Annotated in this window: 23 protein-coding genes; 13 read left to right on the top strand and 10 right to left on the bottom strand. The window is 65.4% G+C overall.

Features of this window, described 5'->3' with window-relative positions; genetic code table 11:
- The first annotated feature begins 16 nt into the window (after positions 1-16).
- The gene (locus NCS03_RS21260; RefSeq protein WP_250529728.1) at positions 17-1,738 is read left to right on the top strand and encodes a GMC family oxidoreductase; all 1,722 of its coding nucleotides are present in this window, start codon (positions 17-19) and stop codon (positions 1,736-1,738) included.
- Positions 1,739-1,823: 85 nt separating this feature from the next.
- A complete protein-coding gene (locus NCS03_RS21255; RefSeq protein WP_008348091.1) occupies positions 1,824-3,200 on the top strand; it encodes an MFS transporter in 1,377 nt (458 codons plus the stop codon).
- A 15-nt stretch (positions 3,201-3,215) separates the two neighbouring features.
- Here NCS03_RS21255 and NCS03_RS21250 read toward each other — a convergent pair whose 3' ends face one another.
- The 10 genes from NCS03_RS21250 to NCS03_RS21205 all read right to left on the bottom strand — a co-directional run bounded on the left by NCS03_RS21250 (position 3,216) and on the right by NCS03_RS21205 (position 12,565).
- Positions 3,216-4,124, bottom strand: coding sequence for a LysR family transcriptional regulator (locus NCS03_RS21250; RefSeq protein WP_008348089.1), 909 nt, complete (start codon positions 4,122-4,124; stop codon positions 3,216-3,218).
- A gap of 125 nt (positions 4,125-4,249) precedes the next feature.
- Entirely contained in the window at positions 4,250-4,603 is a 354-nt protein-coding gene (locus NCS03_RS21245; RefSeq protein WP_008348087.1) for a RidA family protein, read from the bottom strand.
- Between the two features lie 37 nt (positions 4,604-4,640).
- Positions 4,641-5,804 carry an NAD(P)/FAD-dependent oxidoreductase gene (locus tag NCS03_RS21240; protein WP_250529727.1) on the bottom strand — a complete coding sequence of 388 codons (1,164 nt, stop codon included), beginning with the start codon at positions 5,802-5,804 and terminating at the stop codon, positions 4,641-4,643.
- Positions 5,797-7,212, bottom strand: coding sequence for an NAD(P)/FAD-dependent oxidoreductase (locus tag NCS03_RS21235; protein ID WP_008348083.1), 1,416 nt, complete (start codon positions 7,210-7,212; stop codon positions 5,797-5,799). The genes NCS03_RS21240 and NCS03_RS21235 overlap by 8 nt, the downstream gene beginning before the upstream one ends.
- Complete coding sequence (locus NCS03_RS21230) at positions 7,202-7,570, bottom strand: (2Fe-2S)-binding protein (RefSeq protein ID WP_033536269.1); 369 nt, start codon at positions 7,568-7,570, stop codon at positions 7,202-7,204. The genes NCS03_RS21235 and NCS03_RS21230 overlap by 11 nt, the downstream gene beginning before the upstream one ends.
- Positions 7,571-7,581: 11 nt before the next feature.
- Complete coding sequence (locus tag NCS03_RS21225; protein WP_175980880.1) at positions 7,582-8,709, bottom strand: NAD(P)/FAD-dependent oxidoreductase; 1,128 nt, start codon at positions 8,707-8,709, stop codon at positions 7,582-7,584.
- Positions 8,706-9,503 carry an ABC transporter permease gene (locus NCS03_RS21220; protein ID WP_250436532.1) on the bottom strand — a complete coding sequence of 266 codons (798 nt, stop codon included), beginning with the start codon at positions 9,501-9,503 and terminating at the stop codon, positions 8,706-8,708. The genes NCS03_RS21225 and NCS03_RS21220 overlap by 4 nt, the downstream gene beginning before the upstream one ends.
- 16 nt (positions 9,504-9,519) lie before the next feature.
- Positions 9,520-10,392 carry an ABC transporter permease gene (locus tag NCS03_RS21215; RefSeq protein WP_008348076.1) on the bottom strand — a complete coding sequence of 291 codons (873 nt, stop codon included), beginning with the start codon at positions 10,390-10,392 and terminating at the stop codon, positions 9,520-9,522.
- Positions 10,379-11,458 carry an ABC transporter ATP-binding protein gene (locus tag NCS03_RS21210; protein WP_175980874.1) on the bottom strand — a complete coding sequence of 360 codons (1,080 nt, stop codon included), beginning with the start codon at positions 11,456-11,458 and terminating at the stop codon, positions 10,379-10,381. The genes NCS03_RS21215 and NCS03_RS21210 overlap by 14 nt, the downstream gene beginning before the upstream one ends.
- A 36-nt stretch (positions 11,459-11,494) precedes the next feature.
- A complete protein-coding gene (locus NCS03_RS21205; protein WP_008348073.1) occupies positions 11,495-12,565 on the bottom strand; it encodes an ABC transporter substrate-binding protein in 1,071 nt (356 codons plus the stop codon).
- 176 nt (positions 12,566-12,741) lie between these two features.
- Here NCS03_RS21205 and NCS03_RS21200 point away from each other — a divergent pair, with 176 nt between their 5' ends.
- The 11 genes from NCS03_RS21200 to aroE all read left to right on the top strand — a co-directional run bounded on the left by NCS03_RS21200 (position 12,742) and on the right by aroE (position 24,056).
- Positions 12,742-13,641, top strand: a complete 900-nt coding sequence (locus NCS03_RS21200; protein ID WP_250529726.1) for a LysR substrate-binding domain-containing protein — start codon at positions 12,742-12,744, stop codon at positions 13,639-13,641.
- 175 nt (positions 13,642-13,816) lie between these two features.
- Positions 13,817-14,374 (top strand): (2Fe-2S)-binding protein, encoded by a 558-nt coding sequence (locus NCS03_RS21195; RefSeq protein ID WP_250503221.1) that lies wholly within the window; start codon positions 13,817-13,819, stop codon positions 14,372-14,374.
- Entirely contained in the window at positions 14,371-15,381 is a 1,011-nt protein-coding gene (locus NCS03_RS21190; RefSeq protein ID WP_250529725.1) for an FAD binding domain-containing protein, read from the top strand. The genes NCS03_RS21195 and NCS03_RS21190 overlap by 4 nt, the downstream gene beginning before the upstream one ends.
- A complete protein-coding gene (locus NCS03_RS21185) occupies positions 15,378-17,642 on the top strand; it encodes a xanthine dehydrogenase family protein molybdopterin-binding subunit (RefSeq protein WP_250529724.1) in 2,265 nt (754 codons plus the stop codon). The genes NCS03_RS21190 and NCS03_RS21185 overlap by 4 nt, the downstream gene beginning before the upstream one ends.
- 168 nt (positions 17,643-17,810) lie before the next feature.
- Positions 17,811-18,719, top strand: coding sequence for a PilZ domain-containing protein (locus tag NCS03_RS21180; protein WP_250529723.1), 909 nt, complete (start codon positions 17,811-17,813; stop codon positions 18,717-18,719).
- A gap of 209 nt (positions 18,720-18,928) precedes the next feature.
- A complete protein-coding gene (locus NCS03_RS21175) occupies positions 18,929-19,999 on the top strand; it encodes an SDR family oxidoreductase (protein WP_250529722.1) in 1,071 nt (356 codons plus the stop codon).
- Positions 20,000-20,181: 182 nt separating this feature from the next.
- Positions 20,182-21,132, top strand: a complete 951-nt coding sequence (locus NCS03_RS21170; RefSeq protein ID WP_175980862.1) for a ketopantoate reductase family protein — start codon at positions 20,182-20,184, stop codon at positions 21,130-21,132.
- The gene (locus NCS03_RS21165) at positions 21,129-21,521 is read left to right on the top strand and encodes a VOC family protein (RefSeq protein ID WP_175980860.1); all 393 of its coding nucleotides are present in this window, start codon (positions 21,129-21,131) and stop codon (positions 21,519-21,521) included. Before NCS03_RS21170 ends, NCS03_RS21165 begins: the two co-directional genes overlap by 4 nt.
- 2 nt (positions 21,522-21,523) lie before the next feature.
- Entirely contained in the window at positions 21,524-21,991 is a 468-nt protein-coding gene (locus tag NCS03_RS21160) for a MaoC family dehydratase (RefSeq protein ID WP_250529721.1), read from the top strand.
- Positions 21,991-23,211, top strand: a complete 1,221-nt coding sequence (locus NCS03_RS21155; protein ID WP_008348055.1) for a CaiB/BaiF CoA transferase family protein — start codon at positions 21,991-21,993, stop codon at positions 23,209-23,211. Before NCS03_RS21160 ends, NCS03_RS21155 begins: the two co-directional genes overlap by 1 nt.
- Positions 23,211-24,056, top strand: a complete 846-nt coding sequence (gene aroE / locus NCS03_RS21150) for a shikimate dehydrogenase (protein ID WP_250529826.1) — start codon at positions 23,211-23,213, stop codon at positions 24,054-24,056. The genes NCS03_RS21155 and aroE overlap by 1 nt, the downstream gene beginning before the upstream one ends.
- Positions 24,057-24,083 lie beyond the last annotated feature (27 nt).

Here is a 24,083-nt window from a genome sequence, read left to right as displayed (position 1 = left end):
TAAAAGGAGACAGGCGATGGAGCGCTTCGATGTCGTGATCGTGGGCGGCGGCTCGGCGGGATGCGTGCTGGCGCATCGGCTGTCGGCGGTGCCGTCGCTGCGCGTCGCGCTGATCGAGGCGGGCGCGGATACGCCGCCCGGCGCCGTGCCCGAGGCCATTCTCGACAGCTATCCGATGCCGGTCTTCTGCGGCGATACCTACATCTGGCCCGACCTGAAAGCGAAGGCCACGAAGGATGCCGCGCCGCGCGTGTACGAGCAGGGCCGCGTGATGGGCGGCGGCTCGAGCATCAACGTGCAGTCGGCCAATCGCGGCCTGCCGCGCGATTACGACGAATGGGCCGCGAACGGCGCCGATGGCTGGGCGTGGCGCGACGTGCTGCCGTACTTTCGCAAGCTCGAACGCGACGTCGACTTTCCCGGCGGCGAGATGCACGGCAGCGACGGCCCGGTGCCGATCCGCCGCATCATGCCCGACGACTGGCCGGCGTTCTGCCACGCGTTCGCAAAGGGTCTGCGCGAGAACGGGGTCGCGCAGTTGCAGGACCAGAATGGCGAGTTCGGCGACGGGTTCTTTCCCGGCGCGTTCTCCAATATCGACGATCGGCGCGTGTCCACGGCCATCGCCTATCTCGACGAGGCCACGCGCAGGCGTCCGAATCTCGCGGTCTACGCGAAGCTGCGCGTGGAACGCATCGTGATGGACGGCGCGACGGCGCGCGGTGTCGTCGCGATTGCGGAGAACGGCGAGCGCGTTCAGTTCGATGCGGACGAAGTCGTGCTGAGCGCGGGCGCGCTGCAGTCGCCGGCGATGCTGATGCGCGCGGGCATCGGCGATGCGCGCGAGCTCGCGGCGCTCGGCATCGCGTGCGAAGTGGACTTGCCGGGCGTCGGACGCAATCTGCAGGATCATCCGTCGCTGACGTTCTGTCATTTTCTCGAGCCGCGCTTTCGCATGCCGCTCGCACGACGCCGCGCCAGCATGATGGCCGCGCGTCTGAGTTCCGGCGTCGCGGACTGCGATGCCTCGGACCTGTATCTGTCGAGCGCGACGCGTGCGGCGTGGCATGCGCTCGGCAACCGGCTCGGACTCTTCTTTCTGTGGTGCAACCGGCCGTATTCGCGTGGCCGCGTGCAGCTCGCATCGCCCGATGCGGCCGCCGCGCCGCGCGTCGATCTCAATCTGCTCGACGACGAACGCGATGTGCAGCGCCTCGCCGCGGGCGTGCGGATTTTGGCGAGCGTGGTCCACGCATCGGGACTCGGGCGCAGTTCGCGCGACTTCTTTCCGGCGGCGTTTTCTGCGCGCGTGAAGGCGCTGAGCCGGGTCGGCGAGGGCAATGCGCGCCTCACGTCCGTTCTCGGCGTGCTGCTCGATGCGCCCGCGCCGGTGCGCCGTTTCCTCATCGAACGCTTCTTCACGCGCGGACTGAAGATGGACGCGCTGCTCGCCGACGACCGCGCGCTCGCCGCGTTCATCCGCGCGAACGTGTTCGGCGTGTGGCACGCGAGCGGCACATGCCGCATGGGCGGCGCGGAGGATCGCGATGCCGTCACGGATACCGAAGGGCGCGTGCACGGCGCGCGCGGCTTGCGCGTCGTGGATGCATCGCTGATGCCGAGGCTGCCATCGGCCAATACGAACATACCGACCATCATGATCGCCGAGAAGATCGCCGACGCGATGGTCGCGCAGCGAAGCGCGAGCATGGCACCGCCGCTCGCCGCCGCGTACTGACACTGCTCGAGCAATTTCGTTTTTCAATCGTAACAAGAGCACGCATCCATAAAAGCGTGCCTGCGGTAATCCAAAGGAGATACACATGTCCGTAGCAGCGCAAGACGGAGCCGCCGTGCTTCCGGCAAATCAGCGGCAGATCATGGGTGCAGTGATGGCGTCGTGCATCGGCTGGGCCCTCGATCTGTTCGACTTGTTCGTGTTGTTGTATGTGGCGCCGGTTGTCGGGCGTCTGTTCTTCCCGTCCGAACACGCGATGCTCTCGCTCGCGGCGGTCTACGCTTCATTCGCGGTGACGCTGCTGATGCGTCCGCTCGGCTCCGCGCTCTTCGGCTCGTATGCGGATCGTCGCGGCCGCAAGGGCGCCATGATCTTCGCGGTCGTCGGCGTCGGGTTGTCCACTGCGGCTTTCGGCGCGCTGCCGACGGTCGCGCAGGCCGGCATCGTCGCGCCGATCCTCTTCCTGCTGCTGCGTCTCGTGCAGGGCGTGTTCGTCGGCGGCGTGGTGGCGTCGACGCATACGATCGGCACCGAATCGGTCGCGCCGAAATATCGCGGCGCGGTGTCGGGGCTGATCGGCGGCGGCGGCGCGGGACTCGGCGCGCTTCTGGCATCGCTCACCTTTCTCGCGATGTCCGCGCTCTTTCCCGGCGATGCCTTCGACGTGTGGGGCTGGCGCTGCATGTTCTTCACCGGGATCGTGAGTTCGGTGCTCGGTCTCTTCGTCTTCAACAGTCTCGAAGAGTCGCCGCTGTGGAAGAAGCTCGCCGCCGAAAAAGCCGCGAAGGCCGCGGCAAATACCGAGCGCGCAAAGGCCGAAGTCGTGCGCTCGCCGATCCGCACGCTGTTCTCGCGCGAGTACCGCGGCGTGTTGTTCGTGAATCTCCTGCTGACCATCGGCGGCGGCAGCGGCTACTACCTCACGTCGGGCTATCTGCCGACGTTCCTCAAGGTCGTGAGCCACGCGCCGAACGGGGCGGCCGCCGCGATCCTGATGATCTGCAGCGTGGCGGTGGTGATCGCATCGGTTTTGGCGGGGCATCTCAGCACGTTCATCGGGCGCAAGGGCGCGTTCATCTGGATCGGCATCATCCGGCTCGTCGCGTTGCCCGGCCTCTTTCTGCTGTTGCCGACGGCAGAAAGCATCACGATGATCGGCGTCTATGCGGTGTTGTTGTCCGCGCTCGGCAGCGCCGGTTACGCGCCCATACTGATCTTCCTGAACGAGCGCTTTCCGACCGCGATTCGCGCGACCGGAACGGGCCTCTCGTGGAACATCGGCTTCGCGATCGGCGGGATGATGCCGACCTTCGTCTCGCTCGTCGCGAAGGATGCGAGCCAGTTGCCGTCGACGCTCGCGATTTTCGTCGGCGCGATCAGCGTGATCTTTCTCGTCGGCGCGTTCGTGGTGCCGGAGACGCTCGGCAAGCTCGAGAACGGCAACGCGGGCAGTCCTTCGTGACCTTCACGGCGCGCGTCATTCCGGCGCGCGCGTCGTCACGCGTCCGATCTCCTCGGCGATGATCGCGATCAATGCCTCGGCGGCCGGCCCGATCGGCCGCTTCGGATGCGTCACCTGAATGATGTGGCGCACGATGGGCGGCGCCGAGATCGTGCGTATGCGCAAGCGGCCTTCGTCCGCTTGCGCCTGCACCACGACGCGCGGCAGGATCGTCGCGACGCTGCTCTGCTCGACGAACTGCACGATGGTACTCAGCAGATCGATCTCGAACTTCGGCTGGATGACGACATCGGCCGCCATCAGGGCGGCATCGAGCGCGCCGCGCAGACCGTTGCGCCGCGTAGGCAATACGAGCTCGATGTCCGGCTGCCCGGTCAGATCGATCGTGCCGGGAAGCTCGGGGCCGTGCAGCGCGCTCGTCACCAGCACCATTTCTTCGACGAGCAACGGCTTGACGTCCAGCATCAGGCGTCCGCGCGGCTTGTTGATGATGGCCGCATCGAGCCGGCCCGATTCGACGGCGTCGATCAGTTGCGCGCTGAAGCCATCGGCGACGGATACTTCGACTTGCGGGAAAAGCGCATCGAAGCGGGCGAGCGATTCGGGCAATACGCTCTGCGCTTCCGACGAGACCATCCCAAGCGACACGCGGCCCGTCACGATGACATCGCGACGGCTCAGGTGCTCCCTTGCGTGGTCGATGTCGCGCAGGATCGGCGTGTAGAGGCGGTACATCAATCGTGCGGCTTCGGTGGGCGCCATGCCGTGCGGCCCGCGCTCGAAGAGCTTCTGCCGGATCTCGGATTCGAGTTTGGCGACCTGCATGCTGAGCGCCGGCTGCGCAATGTTCAGCCGCTTTGCGGCACGCGTGACGGTGCCTTCCTCGAAAAGCGCGATGAAGTACTGAATCTGCTTCAGTTCCATGAGACGGGGTGTGCGGGACGGTCCGTGAACATAGTACCGCGCGCCGTCTTTCAGGGGGCGGCGTCGCGTCGCCAACCGGAGAATCGAGTCGCCGGTTGCCTGCAACGAGACCGCCCCGGCCGCCGTCAGCTCATCGCGATGACGGCGATCTCCACCAGCAACGCAGGCGACGCGAGCTTCGCTTCCACGGTCGCACGCGTCGGCGCGCAGCCTTCGGGAACCCACGCATCCCACACTTCGTTCATGCCCGCGAAATCACGCGCGATATCCGACAGCCACACCTGCGCCGACACGAGACGGGTCTTGTCGATGCCCGCCTTGTCCAGGAAGCCATCGATCTTTTCGAGCACCTTTGCCGTCTGCAGCTTGATATCGGGCGTCTGATCCGCGGACGTCTGCCCGCCGATGAACACGAGTCCCGCCGCCTTAACGACGCGGCTCATGCGCTGATTGGTGTCGATGCGAACGATATCGCTCATTACTTGTTCTCCTTACGAAAGGGTTGGGGAATACGGATCAGTGCGTGACGAGCGGCAACGCATCGGCGGCTGCCGACGTGGCGCGCACATCGAAACGGTCGATGGCGAATGCATCGAGCGACAGCGACGGCTCGCCGTCGAGCATGAGTTCGGAGACGAGCTTGCCGCAGCCCGGCCCGAGCTGAAAGCCGCTGCCGCAATAGCCGAACGAGTAGTACAAATTCGACGCCGTGCGGCTTGCCGAAATCACCGGCAGTTCATCTTCGGTAAATGCTTCGACGCCCGCCCACGCGCGATTCACGCCGAGATGACGCAGATGCGGAAAAAGATCCGTGACCGTCTGCGCGCTTTTCACGAGGCGCATGAAATCGACTTCGCCGTGACGGTTCGCCAGTTCCGCGATGCCGATCAGCTTGCCGCCGATCACGACCGTGCCGTTGTCGAATTGCTTGAAGGACAGCGGACGGCCCGTCGCGCCGAGCGTCGCGCGGCAGAAGGGCGCGACCCGGTGCGTGACCATCAGCATCAGGCCTTCGGGATGCACGGGCACCGGCTCGCCCGCCTGCTTCGACAACTCGCCGGACCACGCGCCCGACGCGATGAGCATCTTCTGCGCGCCGAACGTGCCGCGCGGCGTCTGCGCGAACCATCGCTCGCCGCGCTGTTCGATGCGTCTCACCGGCGTGCCTTCCAGAAAGCGCACGCCCAGACGTTGCGCCGCGAGCCTGAAGGCAGTCGTCGTGCGGTACGGCAACGCGTAGCCATCGCGCTCGACCCAGATGCCGCCGGTCACGTGCCTCGCGAGCGCCGGTTCCAGTTCGAGCACGGTTTCGCGATCGATGATCTTCTCGTGCGTGAAGCCATGCGACGCCAAAAGCGCGACGCGTTCGCGGCAGGTTTCGAGCTCGGCTTCCGTTTCCGCGATCTTCAGTTGCCCCGACGGCACGAAGCCGCCATCCTCGCCCAGCAGATCGGTCATGCCGTGCCATATTTCGCGCGACATCAGCGCGAGCGGAATTTCGGGCAGCGGACGCCCGAGCGTGCGCACGCCGCCCGCGTTGACGCCCGACGAATGACGCGCCACGTAATCCGCTTCGAGCACGATGACTTTCACGCCGCGCTTCGCCAGATGCAACGCGCTGCTGGTGCCGTGCAGACCGCCGCCGACGACGATCACATCGGCTTCGCTGATTTCATTCACCGGCGAGTTCTCCGAGCGTGAGCGGTTTGATCGGCGGGCGAATGCGGTAATAGCCGACCTCGGCAGGCGACACGCGCCGCGCATCCGCGATGACTTCCGTCACCGTCAGCCCGCACATGCGGCCTTGGCACGGTCCCATGCCGCAGCGCCCGAACGACTTCGCCTGGTTCGGCCCGACGCAGCCCAGCTCGACGAACTTGCGCAACTCGCCCGCGGTGACTTCCTCGCATCGGCAGACGATGGTTTCGTTCTTCGGAATGCGGTTCACATCGCGCGGACGATACAGCGAATCGAGGAACGGACGGATGCGCAGAGCGCCCGCGAGATCGCGCCTGAGCGCCATCGCTTCGAGATCGCGCTTGCGGGTATCGATCGCGCCGAGTTGCGCCGCCACCGCGACGCCCGCGAGCGCGCCCTGCAAGGCCGCCGCCTGCGCGCCGCCGATCCCCGCGCCGTCACCCGCGACGAAGATGCCGGGCACGTCGAGCTCGCCCCATGCGTCGGTCTTCGGCGTGAAGCAGAGTTGCGCGTTATCCCAGCGATGCGTCGCGCGCAACGCCTGCGTGAACTGCGTATTCGGCACGACGCCCTGATGCAGCAGAATCACGTCCGCTTCGATGCGGTGCGCCGCGCCCTGCGTCGTGAAGCCGAGCGCGCTCGCATGCTCCACGCCGTCGGCGCCGGTGCGCGATTCGACGCGCAGGTCGTCGGCGGCCTCGAACATCGGCACGCCCGCTTCGCGCAGCGTGCGCATCAGCTGCAGTCCTTTGCTGAGATACGGCCACGCGCGCAAGGCCGACAGCATGTGACGCTTCGCGCGCCAGCGGTCTTCGTGGCGCGTCGTGTCGACGAGCGCGCGAATCGGCACGCCCGCGCGGATGTACTGCCAGCCGAGCAGATAGAGAAGCGGTCCGCATCCCGCGAGAATCGGCGGCGCGGCAGGCACTTCGCCCGCGCTCTTGAGCAGGATTTGCGCGGCGCCCGCCGTCAGCACGCCGGGCAGCGTCCAGCCGGGAATCGGAAAAGGCCGCTCCATCGCGCCGCTCGCGAGAATCACGCGCTGGGCGTCGAAGCTGCCGATCCTGCCGTCCTTCAGATAGTTGATGCCGCGCTCGCGCGTGACCTGCCACACGGTCGCGCCCGTCAGATGCCGCGCGCCCGATGCCGCGAACGCCTGGGCGATCGCGCCGCCCGCCGCGTAATCGGGACCGAGAATCTCCTTGCGGCGCGCGTCCGCCCGGCCGATGCCGCGATAGATCTGTCCGCCGGCGGCGTCCTGTTCGTCGATCAACACGGTCTTGAGGCCCGCGCGCGCGGCACGCGTCGCGGCGCTCATGCCCGCGGGACCGGCGCCGATCACGACGACATCGACGGCTTCGGCATGCGACGAAACGAGTTCAGCGGCCATGTGCGTTCTCCAGCGATGCGTCGGCGGTATCGGTGCCGATCGAAGGGGGCAGATCGCGCGCGCCTTCCTGCGACCGGATGCGCATGCCGGCTTTCACTTCGACCATGCAGCTCTGGCGGCTCGGCACGCCGTCGATCTCGACGAGGCATTCGAAGCACGCGCCCATCATGCAGTAAGGCGCGCGCGGTGCGCCCGAAACCGGCGTCGCGCGAAACCGCGACACGCCCGCCGCGAGCAAAGCCGCCGCGACGGAGCGTCCGCCTTGCACGGTCAGCGCCCGGTCGTTGAAGAAGATGTCGATGCTCGCGCCGTCCGCGCCCGGCAGCGGCTTGAAAAGCGTAGGTGTCGATGAAGTCATGTCGTGCGTGCTCAATGTGCGGAGATGAGTTCTTTGGCGTGCTCGAAGCGGCGCGCGGAGAAGGTGGGCAGTTCGTCGGGAACCGGTGCGCCGAGAATCCACGGAGCGATGCGCATCGCGTGCGCGGCGGCGAGCGTCACGCCGCTGTGGCAGGTCACGACGAACGCGCCGGGATGCCGCTCCGACTGGTCATAGACGGGAAAGCCGTCGGGGCTGTAGACGCGCAACGCGGCCCACATGCGGACGAGGCGCACATGCTCCAGCAGCGGGAAGGCGCGCACCGCACGCCGGGCGATATCGGCGAGGACGGGCGTGGTCGTGAAATCGTCGAAGCCCACTTCTTCCATCGAATCGCCGAATTGCAGGCTGCCTTCGTCGGTCTGACGCACGTTGAGCGTCGGATAGTGCAGGAACGGTGCGACGCGCTCGCTTACCAGCACTTGTCCGCGATTGGGCGCGACCGGCGCATTCAGCCCGACGAACGGCGCGAGCGTGCGATTGCCGAGACCCGCCGCCAGCACCACGCGTCCCGCACGATACGTGCCGCGCTTGCCCTGCACGACGAAGCCGTTCGCTTCGGGCACGATGCGCTCGGCGCGCTCGCCGGAAACGAGGCGCACGCCGCGCGTCTGCATCGACGTATGAAGGCCGCGCAGCAGTTTCAGCGGATTCACATGGCCGTCCATCGGCGTATAGCTCGCGCCGATCACCTTCGGCCCGACTTGCGGAATGCGCTCGCGCACTTCGGCGCCGGTAAGGATCTGATACGGGTAATCGCCGAGTTCGGCTTGCAGCGTCGAAAGGCGCTTTTCGCGGTCGGCGAGTTCGGCGTCGTTGAAGCAGAAGTGGAAGCCGCCGGGCTGGCGCAGCGCCACATCGACGCCCGATTCGGCGTGAAGCGACTCCGCGAGCGCAGGCCAGCGCACCGCCGACGAACGCGACCAGCGCGCATACGGCGACAGGCCGTAGCCCTTGCCCTGAATCCACACGAGGCCGAAGTTGCCGCGCGAGGCACGCAAGCCGCCGTCGTCTTCATCGAGCACGGTCACGCGCGCGCCTTCGCGGGCGAGACCGTAGGCGACGGCGGATCCGACGAGGCCGCCGCCGAGAACGAGTACGTCGGGACTAGCAGAAGTCATCGGGCTTCTCCGATCAGAATACGGTCGAGTCCGACCATGCGGTCGAGCAGAATCATCAGGAGCACCGTGCCGACGATCAGCACCGCCGAGACGCTCGCGACCAGCGGATCGATCGTCTGCGCGATCTGGTTGTACATGGCGACCGGCAGCGTCGTGGTGCCGGGCGTGGCGACGAAAATCGTCATCGTCAGTTCGTCGAAGCTCTGGATGAAGGACAGCACCCAGCCGCCCGCGACGCCGGTGCGGATCATCGGCAACACGACGCGGCGAAACGCGGTGAAGCGGCTCGCGCCACAGGACAGCGCCGCGCGTTCGGCATCGCGGTCCAGGCCGACCGCCGACGAGAGCGCGAGCCGCAGCGCATACGGCAGCACGATCACCACATGCGCGCACACGAGCGACCAGAACGATCCCGACAGGTTCAGCATCGACAGGAAGCGCAGGAACGCGATGCCGAGCACGACGGCGGGAATCATCATCGGCGAGAGGAAGAAGCTCGTGAGCGCGGCGCGGCCGGGAAAGCGGTAACGCGCGATCGCCAGCGCGGCCGGCACGGCGAGCAGTACGCCGATGGTCGCCGCCGCGAACGCGAGCTTGATCGACAGCCAGAACGCCGACACGATGTCGCCGTTCTCGATGATCGCGTGGAACCAGCGCAACGATGCGCCGTCGAAGGGCATCGAAATGAAGCCCTTGTCGGTGAACGAGACGAGCATCACCACGACGAGCGGCGCGAGAATGAAAGTCAGGAAAAGCGCATTGAATACGAGCGCGAGCGGGCCGTTCTGCTTCATGTGCGTGTCCTCGCGGTCAGTCGAAAATGTGCTTGAAGCGGCGCTCGGCGAGACGGCTGCATCCCATTACGATGGCCACGTTCGCGATCAGCAGCAACACGGCGATGCTCGCGCCTAGCGGCCAGTTCAGCGTGCCGAGAAACTCGTCGTAGGCGGCGGTCGCGACCACCTTGAGCCGCCGTCCGCCAATGAGCGCGGGCGTGGCGAACGCCGACGCCGACAGCGCGAAGACGATGATCGATCCCGACAGCACGCCCGGCATGATCTGCGGCAGCACCACGCGGCGAAACACCTTGAGCGGCGATCCGCCGAGCGAGCGGCCCGCCCATTCCACTTGCGGGTCGAGCTTCTGCATGTTGGCCCAGACGGACATCACCATGAACGGCACCAGCACGTGCGTCAGCGCGATGATCATGCCGGTCATCGTGAAGACGAGGCGGATGGGTTCCTCGGTGATATGCAGGGCTTGCAGCACGTTATTGAGCACGCCGTTGTTGCCGAGCAGAATCTGCCAGCCGAGCGTGCGCACGACGACCGAGATCAGCAGCGGCCCGAGCACGATCAGCAGACACAGCGATTGCCACGGCTTCTTCATGCGCGCGAGGATGATCGTCTCCGGCACGCCGAGCACGATCGACAGGAGCGTCACGCCCGTTGCGAGGCCCGCCGTGCGCAGAAAGATCGTGCCGTAGTACGGGTCGCTCACGACTTCCCAATAGTTCGACAGCGTGAACGCGCTGGTGATGCCGGCCGTATCGCTGAAAACGCGGAAGGAGAGGACGAGCGTGAGGATCAAGGGCACCAGCAGCAGGCCGGTGAACAGCAGCAGCGCGGGGCCGGACAAGAGCCACGGCGCAGCGCCGGGGCGAGCGTCGTCAAGCGTGGCCATGCAGCGTCTCCTTGCCGTCTTGCGTGAGCACGCGCAGGTCGTCGTCGGTCCAGTCGAGACCCACTTCGTCGCCTTCTTGCGGCGGCGGCGCGCCGTGGTTCGGCTGCGCGATGCGCAACTTGCCGAGCGCCGTCTCCACTTCGAGCAGCCATTGATTGCCGATGAACACACGCGTCGCGATACGTCCTCTGATGCGCGCATCGCCGTTGGCGAGATGCACTTTCTCCGGGCGAATATAGACATTCACCGCGCCATCGACGTGACGGCCTTCGTGCGGCACATGCAGTTCCGTCCCGGCGACGTTCACGACCGCGCAACGCGGATTGCGCTGCAGCACTTCGCCCGCGAACGCATTCGTGCGGCCGAGAAAGGTCGAAGCGAAGGGCGTCGCCGGACGCTCGTACGCATCGTAGGGCGTGGAGAGTTGCGCGATCTTGCCGCCATGCATCACCGCGATGCGGTCGCTCATGGTCATCGCTTCGACCTGATCGTGCGTGACGAGGATCGTCGTGATGCCGAGACGCTTCTGAATCGCGCGCAATTCGATGTGCATTTCCTCGCGCAGCTTCGCGTCCAGATTGGACATCGGTTCGTCGAGCAGCAACAGTTCCGGCTGCATGGCGATGGCGCGCGCAATCGCCACGCGCTGCCGCTGCCCGCCCGACAGTTCCTTCGGATAGCGATGCCCGAGGCCCTTGAGCCGCACCAGAGCGAGCGCCTCCTCGATGCGCTCTTCGCGCTCGCGGCGCTTCACCTTGCGCATCTCCAGCCCGAAGCCGACGTTGCCCGCCACCGTCATGTGAGGAAACAGCGCGTAGCTTTGAAACACCACGCCGATGCCGCGCTTCTCCGGGCGCTCGTTGGTGATGTCGCGGCCATCGAGCAGGATGCGGCCGCTCGTCGGCGTGACGAAGCCCGCGACCATCTGCAGTGTCGTGGTCTTGCCGCAGCCGGACGGACCGAGCAGCGAGAGAAATTCGCCGCGTTCGACGGACAGGTCGACATGTTCGATCGCCGTGAAATCGCCGTAGCGTTTGGAGATGCCCTGAAGCGTCAGGAATGCCATGCGCGTGACTCCTTCGACAGATGCGGATGCGCGGCTTTAGCGCTCGACCGAACGGTTCCAGCGTTCCGTCCATTCCGTGCGATGCTGGTTGATCGTCGCCCAGTCGACGGCGGTGAGCTTCGACACCTGCTCGGGACCGTAAGGCACGCGCGCGGCGACTTCCGGCGCGAGCTTCACGGTCTTGTTGACCGGCCCGAGACCGATGTTCTGCGCTTGCAGCAGTTGCACTTCGGGCGTCAGCAAGTATTGAACGAATTCCTGCGACAGCTTGGGCTGCGCGTTTTCCGCGAGCACGCACGCCGCCACTTGCAGCGCGACCGCGCCTTCCTTCGGATAGACGAACTTGAGCGGAAACCCGGTGTTCTGCAACGCGACCGCGCGACCGCTGCCGTAGGGCGCGAGAATCACGTCGCCGGATTGCATCTGGCCATCCATTTCGCCGGGCGTCGGGGCCCACGAGAGCACGTTGGGCGCGACTTGCTTGGTCATCGCCGTGAAGCCGGGGTCGATGTTCTTCTCGCCGCCGCCCGAGAGACGCGCGAGCATCACGAGGGTATGCAGGCCGTAAGTGTTGGTGATCGGCGGAACGCCGAGCTTGCCCTTGATGCGCGCATCGGTGAGCACTTTCCACGAGTCCGGCGGCGGCAGGCCGGCCTTCTTGAACGCTTCTTCGTTATAGCCGATGCCCGTCGCCACCATGCCGACGCCGATCGCCGTCGGGCCGAGTTTCGCGAGCGGATACACGTCGTTCATGATGGGCGCGTCGTCGAGCTTCGCGCACAGGTTCATCTGCATGGCCTGATACATCGGGCCGTCGTCCATCACCGCGACATTGATCTGCTGATGGCCCTTTTGCGCCTGCAACTTCGCGAGCGTGTCGCTCGAATTGCCCGCCACATAGACGACCTTCACGTTGTGCGCCTTCTCGAACGCCGGAATGATTTTCTGCCGATACAACTGTTCGTTCGAACCGCCGACATTGGCGACGTACAGCGTCGTGTCGGCCTGCGCGAGCATCGGCGCGGCAACGGCCGCCGAGAACGCGAGAGCGGCGATGACGCGACGTGCGGGAAGGGCGGACGGACGGCGATGCAACGCTTTTTTCATGACGAGGATCTCCATTGCGGGGGCGTGGGCGGGTGGGATTTGGAAGACATCTGGCCCATCGACGGATCGAGTGTCGCGCTGTCAATTCATATCGTCCAATACAAATAAAATACCTACCTATACATAGTTGATATACATTTCATCGGGTCATGGTGACTACTTAAGGGAAAGCGCGCATGAACCTGAAGCACATCGAGGCGTTTCGCGCGGTCATGGTTTCCGGGTCGATGACGGCCGCGGCCAAGGCGCTCTTCACATCGCAGCCGAACGTCAGCCGGCTCATTTCGCAACTCGAACGCGACACCGGTTTGCAGCTTTTCCAGCGCAGCGGCGTGCGTCTGATTCCGACCGGCGAAGGCACCGCGTTCTTTCGTGAAGTGGAGCGCGCGTTCGTCGGCTTGCAGGGTCTCGCGAATGCGGCGGCGCAGATCCGCAATCTCGGCAGCGGGCGGTTGCGCATCGCGGCGATGCCATCGGCCGGCATGACGCTCGTGCCCCATGCGATCAAGCGATTTCATGCGCTGTTTCCCGACGTGACGGTCTCGCTGCATGTCAATACGTCGGGGACGGTGAATCACTGGACGGCATCGCGCTTTTGCGATCTCGGGGTCGCGGTGTATGTGAGCGAAGCGTCCGATTGCGAGGTCGAGCAGTTATCGAACGTGGCCGCCGTGTGTGTGATGCCGGCGAATCATCGGCTCGCGGCGAAGCGCAACATTCGGCCGAAGGATCTCGAAGGCGAATCGTTCATCTCGCTCTGTCACGGCGATGGCACGCGCGCCGTGATGGATGAAGTCTTTCAGCGCGCGGGAGTGCAGCGCGTGCTGGCCATCGAGGCGCAATACACGGCCATGTGCTGCGAGATGGTTCGGCACGGCATGGGCGTGACGCTCGCGCATCCGATCGTGGCGCGAGACTTCGTCGGACCCGACATCGTCATCCGGCCGTTTCAGCCGGTCACGCGCTTTCCGACGTATCTGCTGTTTCCGCCGCATCGGCCGCGTGAGCGGCTTGCATCCGCGTTCGTGGAGGTCCTGCGCGAGCTGCACGACGAACTGCTCGATGGGATCGTCTAGCCGTCGAACGGTGCTCATCGGCTCGGCGTATTCACCGCAATCCTTTCACGAAGTACGCGGTCGCCTTTCGCAAGAATCTCGATACGGGGTCTTGCACTGGCCGGCCACGCCGTGACGGCGTTTGGCTCCGCGGCACGCGGCATGCTGGCAATCAGCATTCCAGAAAGGAGATTCCATGAACACCACACCGACTGCGACGGCCCTGGACGTGGGCGCGCCGCATGCGCAGCGCGTCGCCTGTACGCTCTCGATCAACGGCGGGACGCAGACCTTCGACATCGAGCCGTGGACGACGCTGCTCGATCTTCTGCGCGAGCGGTGCCAGCTCACCGGCACGAAAAAGGGCTGCGACCACGGGCAGTGTGGCGCTTGCACCGCGCTCGTCGATGGCCAGCGCATCAATACGTGTCTCGCGATCGCCGTTTCATACGACGGCGCGGAAATCACGACAATCGAAGGGCTCGCGAGCGGCGACACGCTGCATCCGATGCAGCAGGCGTTCATCGACTGTGACGCGTTCCAGTGCGGCTACTGTACGCCGGGCCAGATCTGCTCGGCGGTCGGCATGCTCGCGGAAGGACATGCACACGACGCCGCGGAAGTGCGCGAGGCGATGAGCGGAAACATCTGTCGATGCGGCGCGTATCCGAACATCGTGCAGGCGATTCTGCAAGTATCGAGCGCGAACGGCGTCGATGAGACCGCCGTCGAGAACGGGGAGACGCACTCATGAACCGGTTCTCCTACACGCGCGCGAACGATGTCTCCGCGGCGCTCGAAGCGCACCGCGCACCGTCGGCGCCGTTTCTCGCGGGCGGCACCAATCTCGTCGATCTCATCAAGGAAGGCGTCGCGCGTCCCGAGCGGCTCGTCGATATCCGCCGCCTGCCGATAGCGGCGATTCAGCCAAGCGCGGACGGTGGCATCGAAATCGGCGCGCTCGCCACGAACAGCGCCGTGGCCTACGACGAACGCATCCAGTCGCGCTACCCGCTGCTGTCGAAGGCGATTCTGTCCGGCGCTTCGGCGCAGATTCGCAATGTCGCGACGGTCGGCGGCAATCTCCTGCAGCGCACGCGTTGTCACTATTTCTACGACACCGCCACGCCATGCAACAAGCGCCGGCCCGGCAGCGGCTGCGGCGCGATGAATGGCGTCAACCGCATTCATGCCATTCTCGGCGCGAGCGAGCATTGCATCGCCGTTCATCCGTCCGATATGTGCGTGGCGCTCGCCGCGCTCGACGCCTCCGTGCGCGTGACAGGCGGCGAAGGCGAGCGCGTCGTGCCGTTCGACGCGTTTCACCGGCTTCCCGGCGATACGCCGCATATCGATACGAACCTGCGCGACGACGAGATCATCGTCGCTGTCACGTTGCCCGCCGAGGGCTTCGCCGATCGCTACGCCTACGTCAAGGTACGCGACCGCGCGTCGTTCGCGTTCGCGCTGGTGTCGGTCGCGCTCGCGCTCAAGCTCGACGGCACGCGCATCGAAGCGGTCCGCTGCGCGCTCGGCGGCGTGGCGCACAAGCCGTGGCGCGATCGCGATGCCGAAGCCGCGTTGCGGGGCAAGACGCTCGACGCTACGACGGTGCGCGATTTCGCGAGCGCGATGATGCGCGACGCGCGCGGCCTGCCCGGCAACGCATTCAAGATCGAACTGACCGCGCGCGCCATCGAGCGCGCTTTCGAGCAGGCATCGGGGATCAGCCTCGCCGCCAGAGAGGACGACGCATCATGAACTTTCCGAACGAACTGGAACGCATCGCCGAACGGGGCGCGCATGTCAGCGGCAAGCCCGTCAGCCGGGTCGACGGCAGGAAGAAGGTGACGGGCGAGGCCCGCTACGCAGCCGAATTTTTTTCCGATGCAATGACCTACGGCTTCGTGCTCCCGAGCCGCATCGCGAGCGGGCGCATCGTGTCGATCGAGTCGCGGCGCGCGCTGGAATTGCCGGGCGTGCTGATGGTGCTCACGCACGAGAACCGGCCCGAACTGCCGCTGCGCGACGCGGCGTGGCAGGACCAGTCCGCGCCGGGCGGCATGCCGTTTCGGCCGCTCTGGGACGACCGCATCTGGTACAGCGGCCAGCCGGTCGCGCTCGTCGTCGCGGAAAGCCATGAACTGGCGCGTCATGCCGCTTCGCTGATCGAAGTCACCTACGAGCGAAGCAGCCACTGCACGGATCTGCGCGAGGTGGAAGCCGAGAGCTATCCGCCATCGACCGAAAAGGGCGGCTTCGAGCCTCCGCCGCCGCCTCGCGGCGATGCCGACGGCGCGCTTGCCGCAGCCGCCGTGAAAATCGACAGCCGCTATTCGACGCCGGCCGAGTATCACAACCCGATCGAATTGCACGGCTGCACGGTGATTCCCGAAGCCTCCGGCAAGTTCGTCGTGTACGAGAAGACGCAGGGCGTGCTCAACACGAAGCAGTATCTGACGAAGCTCTTCGGCTTCGACGACGACGCGCTCGAAGTCGTCTCGCCGTTCGTCGGCGGCGCGTTCGGCTCGGCGCTGCGTCCGCAATATCATCTGCCGCTTGCCGTCATGGCCGCGCGCGATCTGAAGCGGCCCGTGCGTCTCGTGCTGACGCGGCAGCAGATGTTCACCTTCGCGCATCGGCCGATGAGCCTGCAACGCGTCGCGCTCGCCGCGAATCGCGACGGCAAACTGCAGGCGGTCATCCACGAGGCGGTGTCGGAAACCTCGCAATACGAGGACTATTGCGATGTCATGGTGAACTGGGCCGGACAGCTCTACGCCTGCGACAACGTGCGGATGGACTACAAGGTGAGCAAGCTCGACGTGCCGACGCCCGCCGACATGCGCGCGCCGGGCGCAGCGCAGGGGCTCTTTCCGCTCGAAATGGCGATGGACGAGCTCGCCGAGGCGCTCGACATGGACCCGCTGAAGTTGCGCCTCATCAACTACGCGGAGCGCGACGGGAACAAGAACCTGCCGTTCTCCAGCAAGGCGCTGCGTCAGTGCTTCGAAGAAGGCGCCGCGCGCTTCGGCTGGGACAGGCGCCCGCTCGCGCCGCGTTCGATGCGCGAGGGTAACGAGCTCGTCGGCTGGGGCATGGCGACGGGCATCTGGGACGCGATGCAGAACGAGGCTTCCGCGCTCGCGCAAATCGGGGCGGACGGACGTGTCGTCGTGGCGAGCGCCACGGCGGACATCGGCACCGGCACCTACACGGTGATGACGCAGCTCGCCGCCGATGCGCTCGGCGTGCCGCTCCAGCACGTCGATTTTCGTCTGGGCGACAGCCGTCTGCCGAAGGCGCCGCTCGAAGGCGGATCGTGGACAGTGTCATCGGTCGGCAGCGCGGTGCACGCGGCCTGTACGCGTTTGCGCGGGAAGCTGACGGCGCTCGCGGCCGAACACGGCGGCAATGCGTTCGCTCGCGCGCAGCCCGACACGATGCAACTCGATGGCGAATACGTCGTTTGCGGCGAGGGCAAGGCGCAACGCGTGTCGCTGCGGGAACTGATGACGCGCGCCGGCCTCGACACGATCGACGCGCAGGTAACGGTCACGCCGCACGACAGGCAGCAGTCGTATTCCATTGCCACGCACTCGGCGGTATTCGTCGAAGCGCGCGTCGATGCCGCGCTCGGCACGGTGCGCGTGACGCGCGTGGTCACCGCGGTGGCGGCAGGACGCATCGTCAATCCGAAGACGGCGGCGAGTCAGATATCGGGCGGCGTGGTTTGGGGCATCAGCATGGCGTTGCACGAGCACGGGCAGTTCGACCACGAGCTCGGCCGGCAGATGAACCACAACCTGTCCGAATACCACGTACCGGTGAACGCGGACATTCACGACATAGATGTGCTCTTCGTCGACGAGCATGACGACATCGTGAATCCGCTCGGCGCGAAGGGCGTGGGGGAGATCGGCGTGGTCGGCGTCGCGGCGGCGGTCGCCAACGCGATCTGGCATGCGACGGGCAAACGCGTACGGGATTTGCCGATCACGCTGGAGACAGTCTTCGCATGATTGGCAGGCCGGCGATCCTCGCATGGCAGAAACCGCCGCGAAGCCGCTTTCTGCAGACAATTGTGCGACGGCGCACGTCAGGCCGGTGCGCCGAGCGTTAAGTTAGCGCTTCCAAAACTGATGCGTCCCAGCGCCGCGGTGGTCCGCGATGTCTTCGGGGCAACGGACATGGCCCTCGTCAAGATCACCGCCCGCGAACTGCAAATTGGTACGCCGCTTCCGTTCGCCGTGTATTCCGCAGCCGGCAAGCTCCTTCTGGCGCGCGGATATCGGGTTCAGTCGGAGAGCCAGCGCGACCGGATTCTGGCGGCCGGGGGCTTGCGCAGCGAGGATGCGGTGACGAGTGCATCGAACGAAAGCGCACCCCGGCCAGCCGGAATACTTATCTCGACTGCCAAACATGAAGAGGAATCGGGCGAGGCCATCCTCGACGAGCCCATAGCGAACACTGGAATGCTGCCGAAGACGCTGGACAGCATCCAGGTGACGGTCGACGGAAGCGGAACGCTGCGTTGTCAGACCGACTTCGTTGGTTCCATTACCGGCCGCGCGCTGCTCGTGACCGCTACGGATGGACACGCGTTGTTCGAAACCGGCGCCGAGGTCGCTTGCAGTGCGCTCAGAGGGCGTCACATCCATCAGTTTCGCAGCACCGTGATCGGACGAAGCGAGACGCCGGTACGCGTCATCTATCTCGCATGGCCCGAGTCCGTGAAGACTCAGGTCGTGCGCAACCATGTGCGCGTTTCGACGGAGATGCCGGGACGGCTCATTAGAAACGACTGTATCGCCGCCGGGTTCGACATTTCGGTCACGAACGTGAGTCTGGGCGGAGTCGCCTTCCGTGCCTCCGACGCCCTCGTCAACGTCGCCGAGCACTTCCGGTTAGGACTGCGCCTGCGCGCCGGAGGTAAGTCTCACGCGGTCGTGTTCAACTGCATCGCGCGCAATGTCAGGCGCGTCGACGGCGGCGTCCTGATAGGCGCCGAGTTCAGCAGCCAACAGGCGGATACCATGGCGCTTCTGAGGCATCACATGTTCGAAGCCGCAACGGGCAGTGCCGCGCAGTTGCGCTGAACACGACGCGAATCGCGGAGCGCCGCCGACATCGACGTATCGCGCCGCCTGGGTCATCGATGAATGATGCGCGTCGCCCGAAACGGCCGACGAGCCTTGCCGCTCGTTCGCATCGGCATGAAACCAATCCAGGGCTTTTCGGTCGACCCTATGTCGATCGATAACGCGCGTCACTGCGCACGTACCTGGAAAGGCGAACCATTCACATCATGGACAAAAGAGCACTCATCATTGGAGCCACCGGCATCGTCGGCGGCAATCTGGCCGACCATCTGCTCGCATCCGGCGACTGGCACATCACCGGACTCTCGCGCGGACGTTCCGCCTTGCGTGACGGTGTCGAATCGATTACGGCGGATCTCACATCGGCCGAATCGGTGCAGCGCGCGTTGAGCGGGAAGCAATTCACGCATGTGTTTTTCACGGCATGGTCGCGACAGGCGACGGAGCAGGAAAATATCCGCGTCAACGGCGCGATGGTTCGTCATGTACTCGAGGCGCTCGGACCTTCCGGCACGCTGAAGCACGCTGCGCTCGTCACAGGGCTCAAGCACTATCTGGGGCCGTTCGAAGCCTATGCGAAGGGCAGCGTGCCGCTGACGCCGTTTCGCGAGGAGCAGGGGCGGCAGGATGTCGATAATTTCTACTACGAGCAGGAGGATCGGCTGTTCGACGCCGCCAGGCAGTTCGGTTTCGGCTGGAGCGTTCATCGTCCGCATACGGTCATCGGCTTCGCGGTCGGTAATGCGATGAACATGGGCGTGACACTCGCGGTGTACGCGACGCTCTGCAAGGCGAGCGGCGCGCCGTTCATATTCCCCGGGTCCGCAGCCCAATGGAACGGCCTTACCGACATGACGGATGCCCGCCTGCTGGCGCGTCATCTGGAATGGGCGGCGACGTCACCGAACGCCCGCGACGAAGCATTTAACGTGGTCAACGGCGACGTGTTCCGCTGGAAGTGGATGTGGTCGCTCGTCGCGAATTACTTCGGAATCGAGCCGGTGGAATTCGACGGCACGATGCGTCCGCTCGAAGATCGCATGCAGGATGCGGGCGAGGCGTGGCGTGAAATCGCCGCGCGCCACGATCTTGCCGAAGCCGATATCGGCAAGCTCGCGTCCTGGTGGCACACGGACGCCGATCTGGGGCGGCCGATGGAGGTGCTCACCGATATGAGCAAGAGCCGTAAGGCAGGCTTTCTCGACTATCAAAGCACGCCCGACTCTTTCATTGCGCTATTCGATCGTTTGAAGACGCTTCGCATCATTCCGAGCTGAAGCCTCCGATATGCCGGACGTCTCGTCGTCCGGTACAAAACCGCACCGAGCGTCCTGGTACTTTCCCTTACCGAATAGCTCAGTCCACATCTGAATTGCCATAGGCAATATCGCTATTGCATTCATTGCATTGCCAGAGTGTGCGCGGAATCGTATCTTCGTCTCCATTCGAGGAGACATGTATGAAGATCGCATTTCTGGGCGCGGGCGCGCTGGGCTGCGCCATCGGCGCCGCGTTGACCGAAGGGGGTCACGAGACGTGGCTCGTCGACAAGTTCGCGGCGCACGTAGAGGCCATGTCCCGCGACGGCCTGCAAGTCGACGACGAACGCGGCACGCGCCGCGTCAAGGTGCGCGCGACGATGAACCCCGCCGACGTCGGGCCGGTGGACGTCGTGATCGTACTGGTCAAATCCTTCCACACCGATTCGGCGATGCGCGGCGCGCTCGACCTCATCGGCCCCGAGACGCTCGTGCTGTCCCTTCAGAACGGCCTCGGTCACGAAGACGTGCTGAGCGATATCGTCGGACGCGAGCGCGTGCTTGCGGGCAAGACCTACGTCGGTGGCGTGTTGCGCGCACCGGGACACATCCAGTCCGGCGTGACCGGAAAGATCACCATCATCGGCGAACTCGACGGCCGCGTGACGCCTCGCGCCCAAGCCGTGGCGGAAGCGTTCAACAGCGCGGGGCTCACGACCACGGTCAGCGACAACATCCTCGGCACGATGTGGGACAAGCTGCTGATCAACGTCGCGACCGGTGCCATCACAGGCATCACGCGTTTGACGTATGGGCAGCTTTACAGCGAACCGGTGCTGAAGGCGACCTCGCTTGCCGCCATCGAGGAAGCGATGGCCGCGGCGAAGGCGGCCGGCATCGAACTTTCCATCACGCGTGCGGAAGACGCCTGGAACATGGCCGCCGAAGGACTGCCGGCCGCGTTCAAGACCTCCATGCTGCAAAGCCTGGAGAAGTCGTCCGTCACCGAAATCGACTTCATCAACGGCGCGGTCGTGCGATGGGGCGAACGGCTCGGCGTGCCGACGCCGGTGAATTCGACGCTCGTGGCGTGCATAAAAGGCATCGAGCGTGGCATGACCGACCGCCAGAATGAGGAGCGCGCGGCATGAGCGCAACCAAAGCCTATCTGGAGCACGTCGCGATCTGGGTGAAGGATATCCACTGGCACATTCGCTTCTTCGAAGAAGTGCTCGGCATGACCATGCGCGAAGTGGACGGCCCGCGCGACGAGCCGCGTCAGTACTGGACACTCGGCGGACTCCAGTTCATCAGCGATCCGACTTACGACGGTCCCGAAGGCCGGCTCGCGCATCTGGGCGTGATGTGCGAGGACCTCGAAGCCGCGCTCGCCGCCGCGCAGCCGTTCGGCGTCACGGAGATGACGCAGGGCCGCAACTGGCTGCGTCTGCCCGACGGGCTCGCCGTCGAACTCATTCAGGCAAGACCCGCCACATGCGTCGCGCAGGCGCTGTCGATCAATCCACGCGCGGAGGCGTGAGCATGAGCACCATCAACATCACCGAGAAATACTGGGACGATGCGCAGGAAGGCGACGAGTGCGTCAGCCCGACCTACACCGTCACGAAGGAACGCATTCTCGCTTACGCCGATCTCACGGGCGACCATACGCCGGTGCATGTCGACGAGGACTATGCCAACGCGAGCCACTTCGGGTCGATCGTCGCGCATGGCCTGTTCGGGCTGTCGATCGCCGATGGCCTCAAGACACAGAGCGACTATCGCTTCCTGCCGGGCATGTCGCTCGGCTGGACGTGGGACTTCGTGCTGCCGATCAAGGTCAACGACGTGCTGCATGTGAAGTTTCGCGTGACGTCCATGCGCGCGAGCAAGAGCCGTCCGGGCTGGGGCATCGTCGTGTTGCCGTCCGAACTGATCAACCAGAACAGCGAAGTCGTTCAACGCGGCGAGCATCGTCTGATGGTCCCGCGCCGTCCGGGAGCCTACTGATGCAAGCCCGTCCCCTCGAAGGCTTTCGCGTCGTCGACTACAGCCACTTTCTCGCCGGTCCGTATGTCGGACGCTGTCTCGCCGCGCTCGGCGCCGAAGTCATCAAAGTCGAGCGTCCCGGCAGCGGCGATGCAGGCCGCCAGCACGCGACGATCCTCGACGACCAGCAAAGCGCCTACTTCCTCCAGTTGAACATGGGCAAGCGCGGCGTGAGCGTCGACATGAAAGATCCGCGGGGCAAGGCGTTCATGCAGCGCCTGTGCGATTCGGCGGATGTGTTCATCGAGAACTATCGCCCCGGTGCGCTGGATAAGCTCGGCCTCGGCTATGCCGCGCTCTCCGAGCGCAATCCGGGTCTCGTCTATTGCTCGATCTCGGCGTATGGTCACACGGGTCCGGACGCGCATCGCGCAGGCTTTGGGCTGATCGCGGAAGCGAAGAGCGGCATCATGCAGATGATCGGCAACCCGGGCGAGCCGCCGCCGCTCATGCGGATTTCGCTCGGCGACATGTACACCGGCATTCATGCGGTGGCCGCGATCAACGCTGCCTTGCTCGGCCGCGTGAAGAGCGGACGCGGCCAGCATATCGACATGGCGCTGTACGATACGCTGTTCTCGATGCACGAATATGCCGTCCAGTGCTACACGATGCAGGGCGTGGTCCCCGAGCAGACCGGTCATGACATGCCGACATCGACTTTATACGGCGTGTTCCGCGCAAACGATGGCGACCTGGTCATCGCCGCGCAGGTCGACGAATCGTGGAAGCGCTTCGCCGCGGCGGTCGAGCAAAACGGCGGGCCTGCGGGTTTCGCCACCGATGCGCGCCTGCACAGCCTGAACGGGCGCAATGCGAACCGCGAGGCCATTCTCGCGGTCGTGAAGCCGTGGGTCGCTGCACGCAACGTCGCCGATGTGCTCGCGCTGCTGGACAGCGTCGATGTGCCCTGCGCGAAGGTGCAACGCATCGACGAGGTCGTGGCCGATCCGCAGATCGTCGCGCGCGGCATGGTGATCGAACAGGAGCATCCGCGTCTGGGCACGCTGCGTCTGCCGAACCTGCCGTTTCGCTTCTCGGACTGCGATACGTCGATTCGCGAGGTCGGCCCCGATCTCGGGCAGCACAACGAGGAAGTCGCGCGGTCGCTGGGCTTCAGCGCGGCCGAGATCGATGCGATGCAGACCGACGGCGTGCTGTTCTCGAAGCCGGGGGCATGATGAGCGATCGATACGCGGTCATCGGCAATCCGATCGGGCACACGAAGTCGCCGTTGATCCACGGCTTCTTCGCGCAAGAGACCGGCCAGGACATGAGCTATGAGGCCATCGAAGGGCCTGTGGAACCTGCCAGCGGCTTCTCCGATAGCGTCAAGCGCTTCATTGCAGCGGGCGGCCGCGGCATGAACGTGACCGCGCCGTTCAAACTCGCTGCATTCGCCATGTCCGATGAGCGCAGCGAACGAGCGGAGCTCTCGGGCGCGGTCAACGCGATGAAGTTCGAGGGCGGCCAAATCATCGCCGAAAACTTCGATGGCGTCGGACTCGTGCGCGACATCGAAGTCAACCTGCATCAGCCGATGGTCGGCAAGCGCGTGCTGATCCTCGGCGCGGGCGGCGCTGCGCGCGGCGCGCTGCTGCCGTTCGTCGCGGCACGGCCTGCCGAGCTCGTCGTCGCCAACCGGCATGTGGACAAGGCGCGTGCGCTTGTCGAACAGGTCGCCCGATCGAACACTGCTGGCGGATCGCTCACCGCGTGCGGGTATGCGGACCTGGCGGCACTGGGGCGCTTCGACCTCGTCATCAACGCGACATCCGCGAGCCTGACCGGGCAACTGCCGCCGGTGCCAGCGAGTGTCTTCAGCGCCGGCGGAAGCGCCTATGAACTCGCTTACGGGAAGGGGCTCACGCCTTTCTTGCGGCTGGCGCGCGATGCAGGGGTGAAAAGTATCGCTGACGGCGTGGGCATGCTGGTCGAGCAGGCTGCGGAGGCGTTCGCGTGGTGGCGGGGCGTGCGTCCAGAAACGCGCGCGCTCATCGAGCGGCTGACCGTTCCGCTCGATTGATCCGGCGAAAAGAGGCGCGGCGGTCGA

The sequence above is a fragment of the Caballeronia sp. ATUFL_F1_KS4A genome (assembly GCF_023630905.1).
Lineage (GTDB): Bacteria > Pseudomonadota > Gammaproteobacteria > Burkholderiales > Burkholderiaceae > Caballeronia > Caballeronia zhejiangensis.
Note: the sequence above shows the minus strand (reverse complement) of the source record. Positions and strands in the feature narration are given on the sequence as shown.

What these genes read in the sequence shown, in the direction of transcription:
- NCS03_RS21195 (WP_250503221.1), top strand. Translation starts at nt 13,817, where the DNA reads ATGAACACCACACCGACTGCGACGGCCCTGGACGTGGGCGCGCCGCAT.
- NCS03_RS21235 (WP_008348083.1), bottom strand. Translation starts at nt 7,212, where the DNA reads ATGGCCGCTGAACTCGTTTCGTCGCATGCCGAAGCCGTCGATGTCGTC.
- NCS03_RS21220 (WP_250436532.1), bottom strand. Translation starts at nt 9,503, where the DNA reads ATGAAGCAGAACGGCCCGCTCGCGCTCGTATTCAATGCGCTTTTCCTG.
- NCS03_RS21155 (WP_008348055.1), top strand. Translation starts at nt 21,991, where the DNA reads ATGCAAGCCCGTCCCCTCGAAGGCTTTCGCGTCGTCGACTACAGCCAC.
- NCS03_RS21225 (WP_175980880.1), bottom strand. Translation starts at nt 8,709, where the DNA reads ATGACTTCTGCTAGTCCCGACGTACTCGTTCTCGGCGGCGGCCTCGTC.
- NCS03_RS21170 (WP_175980862.1), top strand. Translation starts at nt 20,182, where the DNA reads ATGAAGATCGCATTTCTGGGCGCGGGCGCGCTGGGCTGCGCCATCGGC.
- aroE (WP_250529826.1), top strand. Translation starts at nt 23,211, where the DNA reads ATGAGCGATCGATACGCGGTCATCGGCAATCCGATCGGGCACACGAAG.
- NCS03_RS21185 (WP_250529724.1), top strand. Translation starts at nt 15,378, where the DNA reads ATGAACTTTCCGAACGAACTGGAACGCATCGCCGAACGGGGCGCGCAT.
- NCS03_RS21175 (WP_250529722.1), top strand. Translation starts at nt 18,929, where the DNA reads ATGGACAAAAGAGCACTCATCATTGGAGCCACCGGCATCGTCGGCGGC.
- NCS03_RS21210 (WP_175980874.1), bottom strand. Translation starts at nt 11,458, where the DNA reads ATGGCATTCCTGACGCTTCAGGGCATCTCCAAACGCTACGGCGATTTC.
- NCS03_RS21215 (WP_008348076.1), bottom strand. Translation starts at nt 10,392, where the DNA reads ATGGCCACGCTTGACGACGCTCGCCCCGGCGCTGCGCCGTGGCTCTTG.
- NCS03_RS21200 (WP_250529726.1), top strand. Translation starts at nt 12,742, where the DNA reads ATGAACCTGAAGCACATCGAGGCGTTTCGCGCGGTCATGGTTTCCGGG.
- NCS03_RS21180 (WP_250529723.1), top strand. Translation starts at nt 17,811, where the DNA reads ATGGCCCTCGTCAAGATCACCGCCCGCGAACTGCAAATTGGTACGCCG.
- NCS03_RS21250 (WP_008348089.1), bottom strand. Translation starts at nt 4,124, where the DNA reads ATGGAACTGAAGCAGATTCAGTACTTCATCGCGCTTTTCGAGGAAGGC.
- NCS03_RS21160 (WP_250529721.1), top strand. Translation starts at nt 21,524, where the DNA reads ATGAGCACCATCAACATCACCGAGAAATACTGGGACGATGCGCAGGAA.
- NCS03_RS21205 (WP_008348073.1), bottom strand. Translation starts at nt 12,565, where the DNA reads ATGAAAAAAGCGTTGCATCGCCGTCCGTCCGCCCTTCCCGCACGTCGC.
- NCS03_RS21260 (WP_250529728.1), top strand. Translation starts at nt 17, where the DNA reads ATGGAGCGCTTCGATGTCGTGATCGTGGGCGGCGGCTCGGCGGGATGC.
- NCS03_RS21255 (WP_008348091.1), top strand. Translation starts at nt 1,824, where the DNA reads ATGTCCGTAGCAGCGCAAGACGGAGCCGCCGTGCTTCCGGCAAATCAG.
- NCS03_RS21190 (WP_250529725.1), top strand. Translation starts at nt 14,371, where the DNA reads ATGAACCGGTTCTCCTACACGCGCGCGAACGATGTCTCCGCGGCGCTC.
- NCS03_RS21245 (WP_008348087.1), bottom strand. Translation starts at nt 4,603, where the DNA reads ATGAGCGATATCGTTCGCATCGACACCAATCAGCGCATGAGCCGCGTC.
- NCS03_RS21165 (WP_175980860.1), top strand. Translation starts at nt 21,129, where the DNA reads ATGAGCGCAACCAAAGCCTATCTGGAGCACGTCGCGATCTGGGTGAAG.
- NCS03_RS21230 (WP_033536269.1), bottom strand. Translation starts at nt 7,570, where the DNA reads ATGACTTCATCGACACCTACGCTTTTCAAGCCGCTGCCGGGCGCGGAC.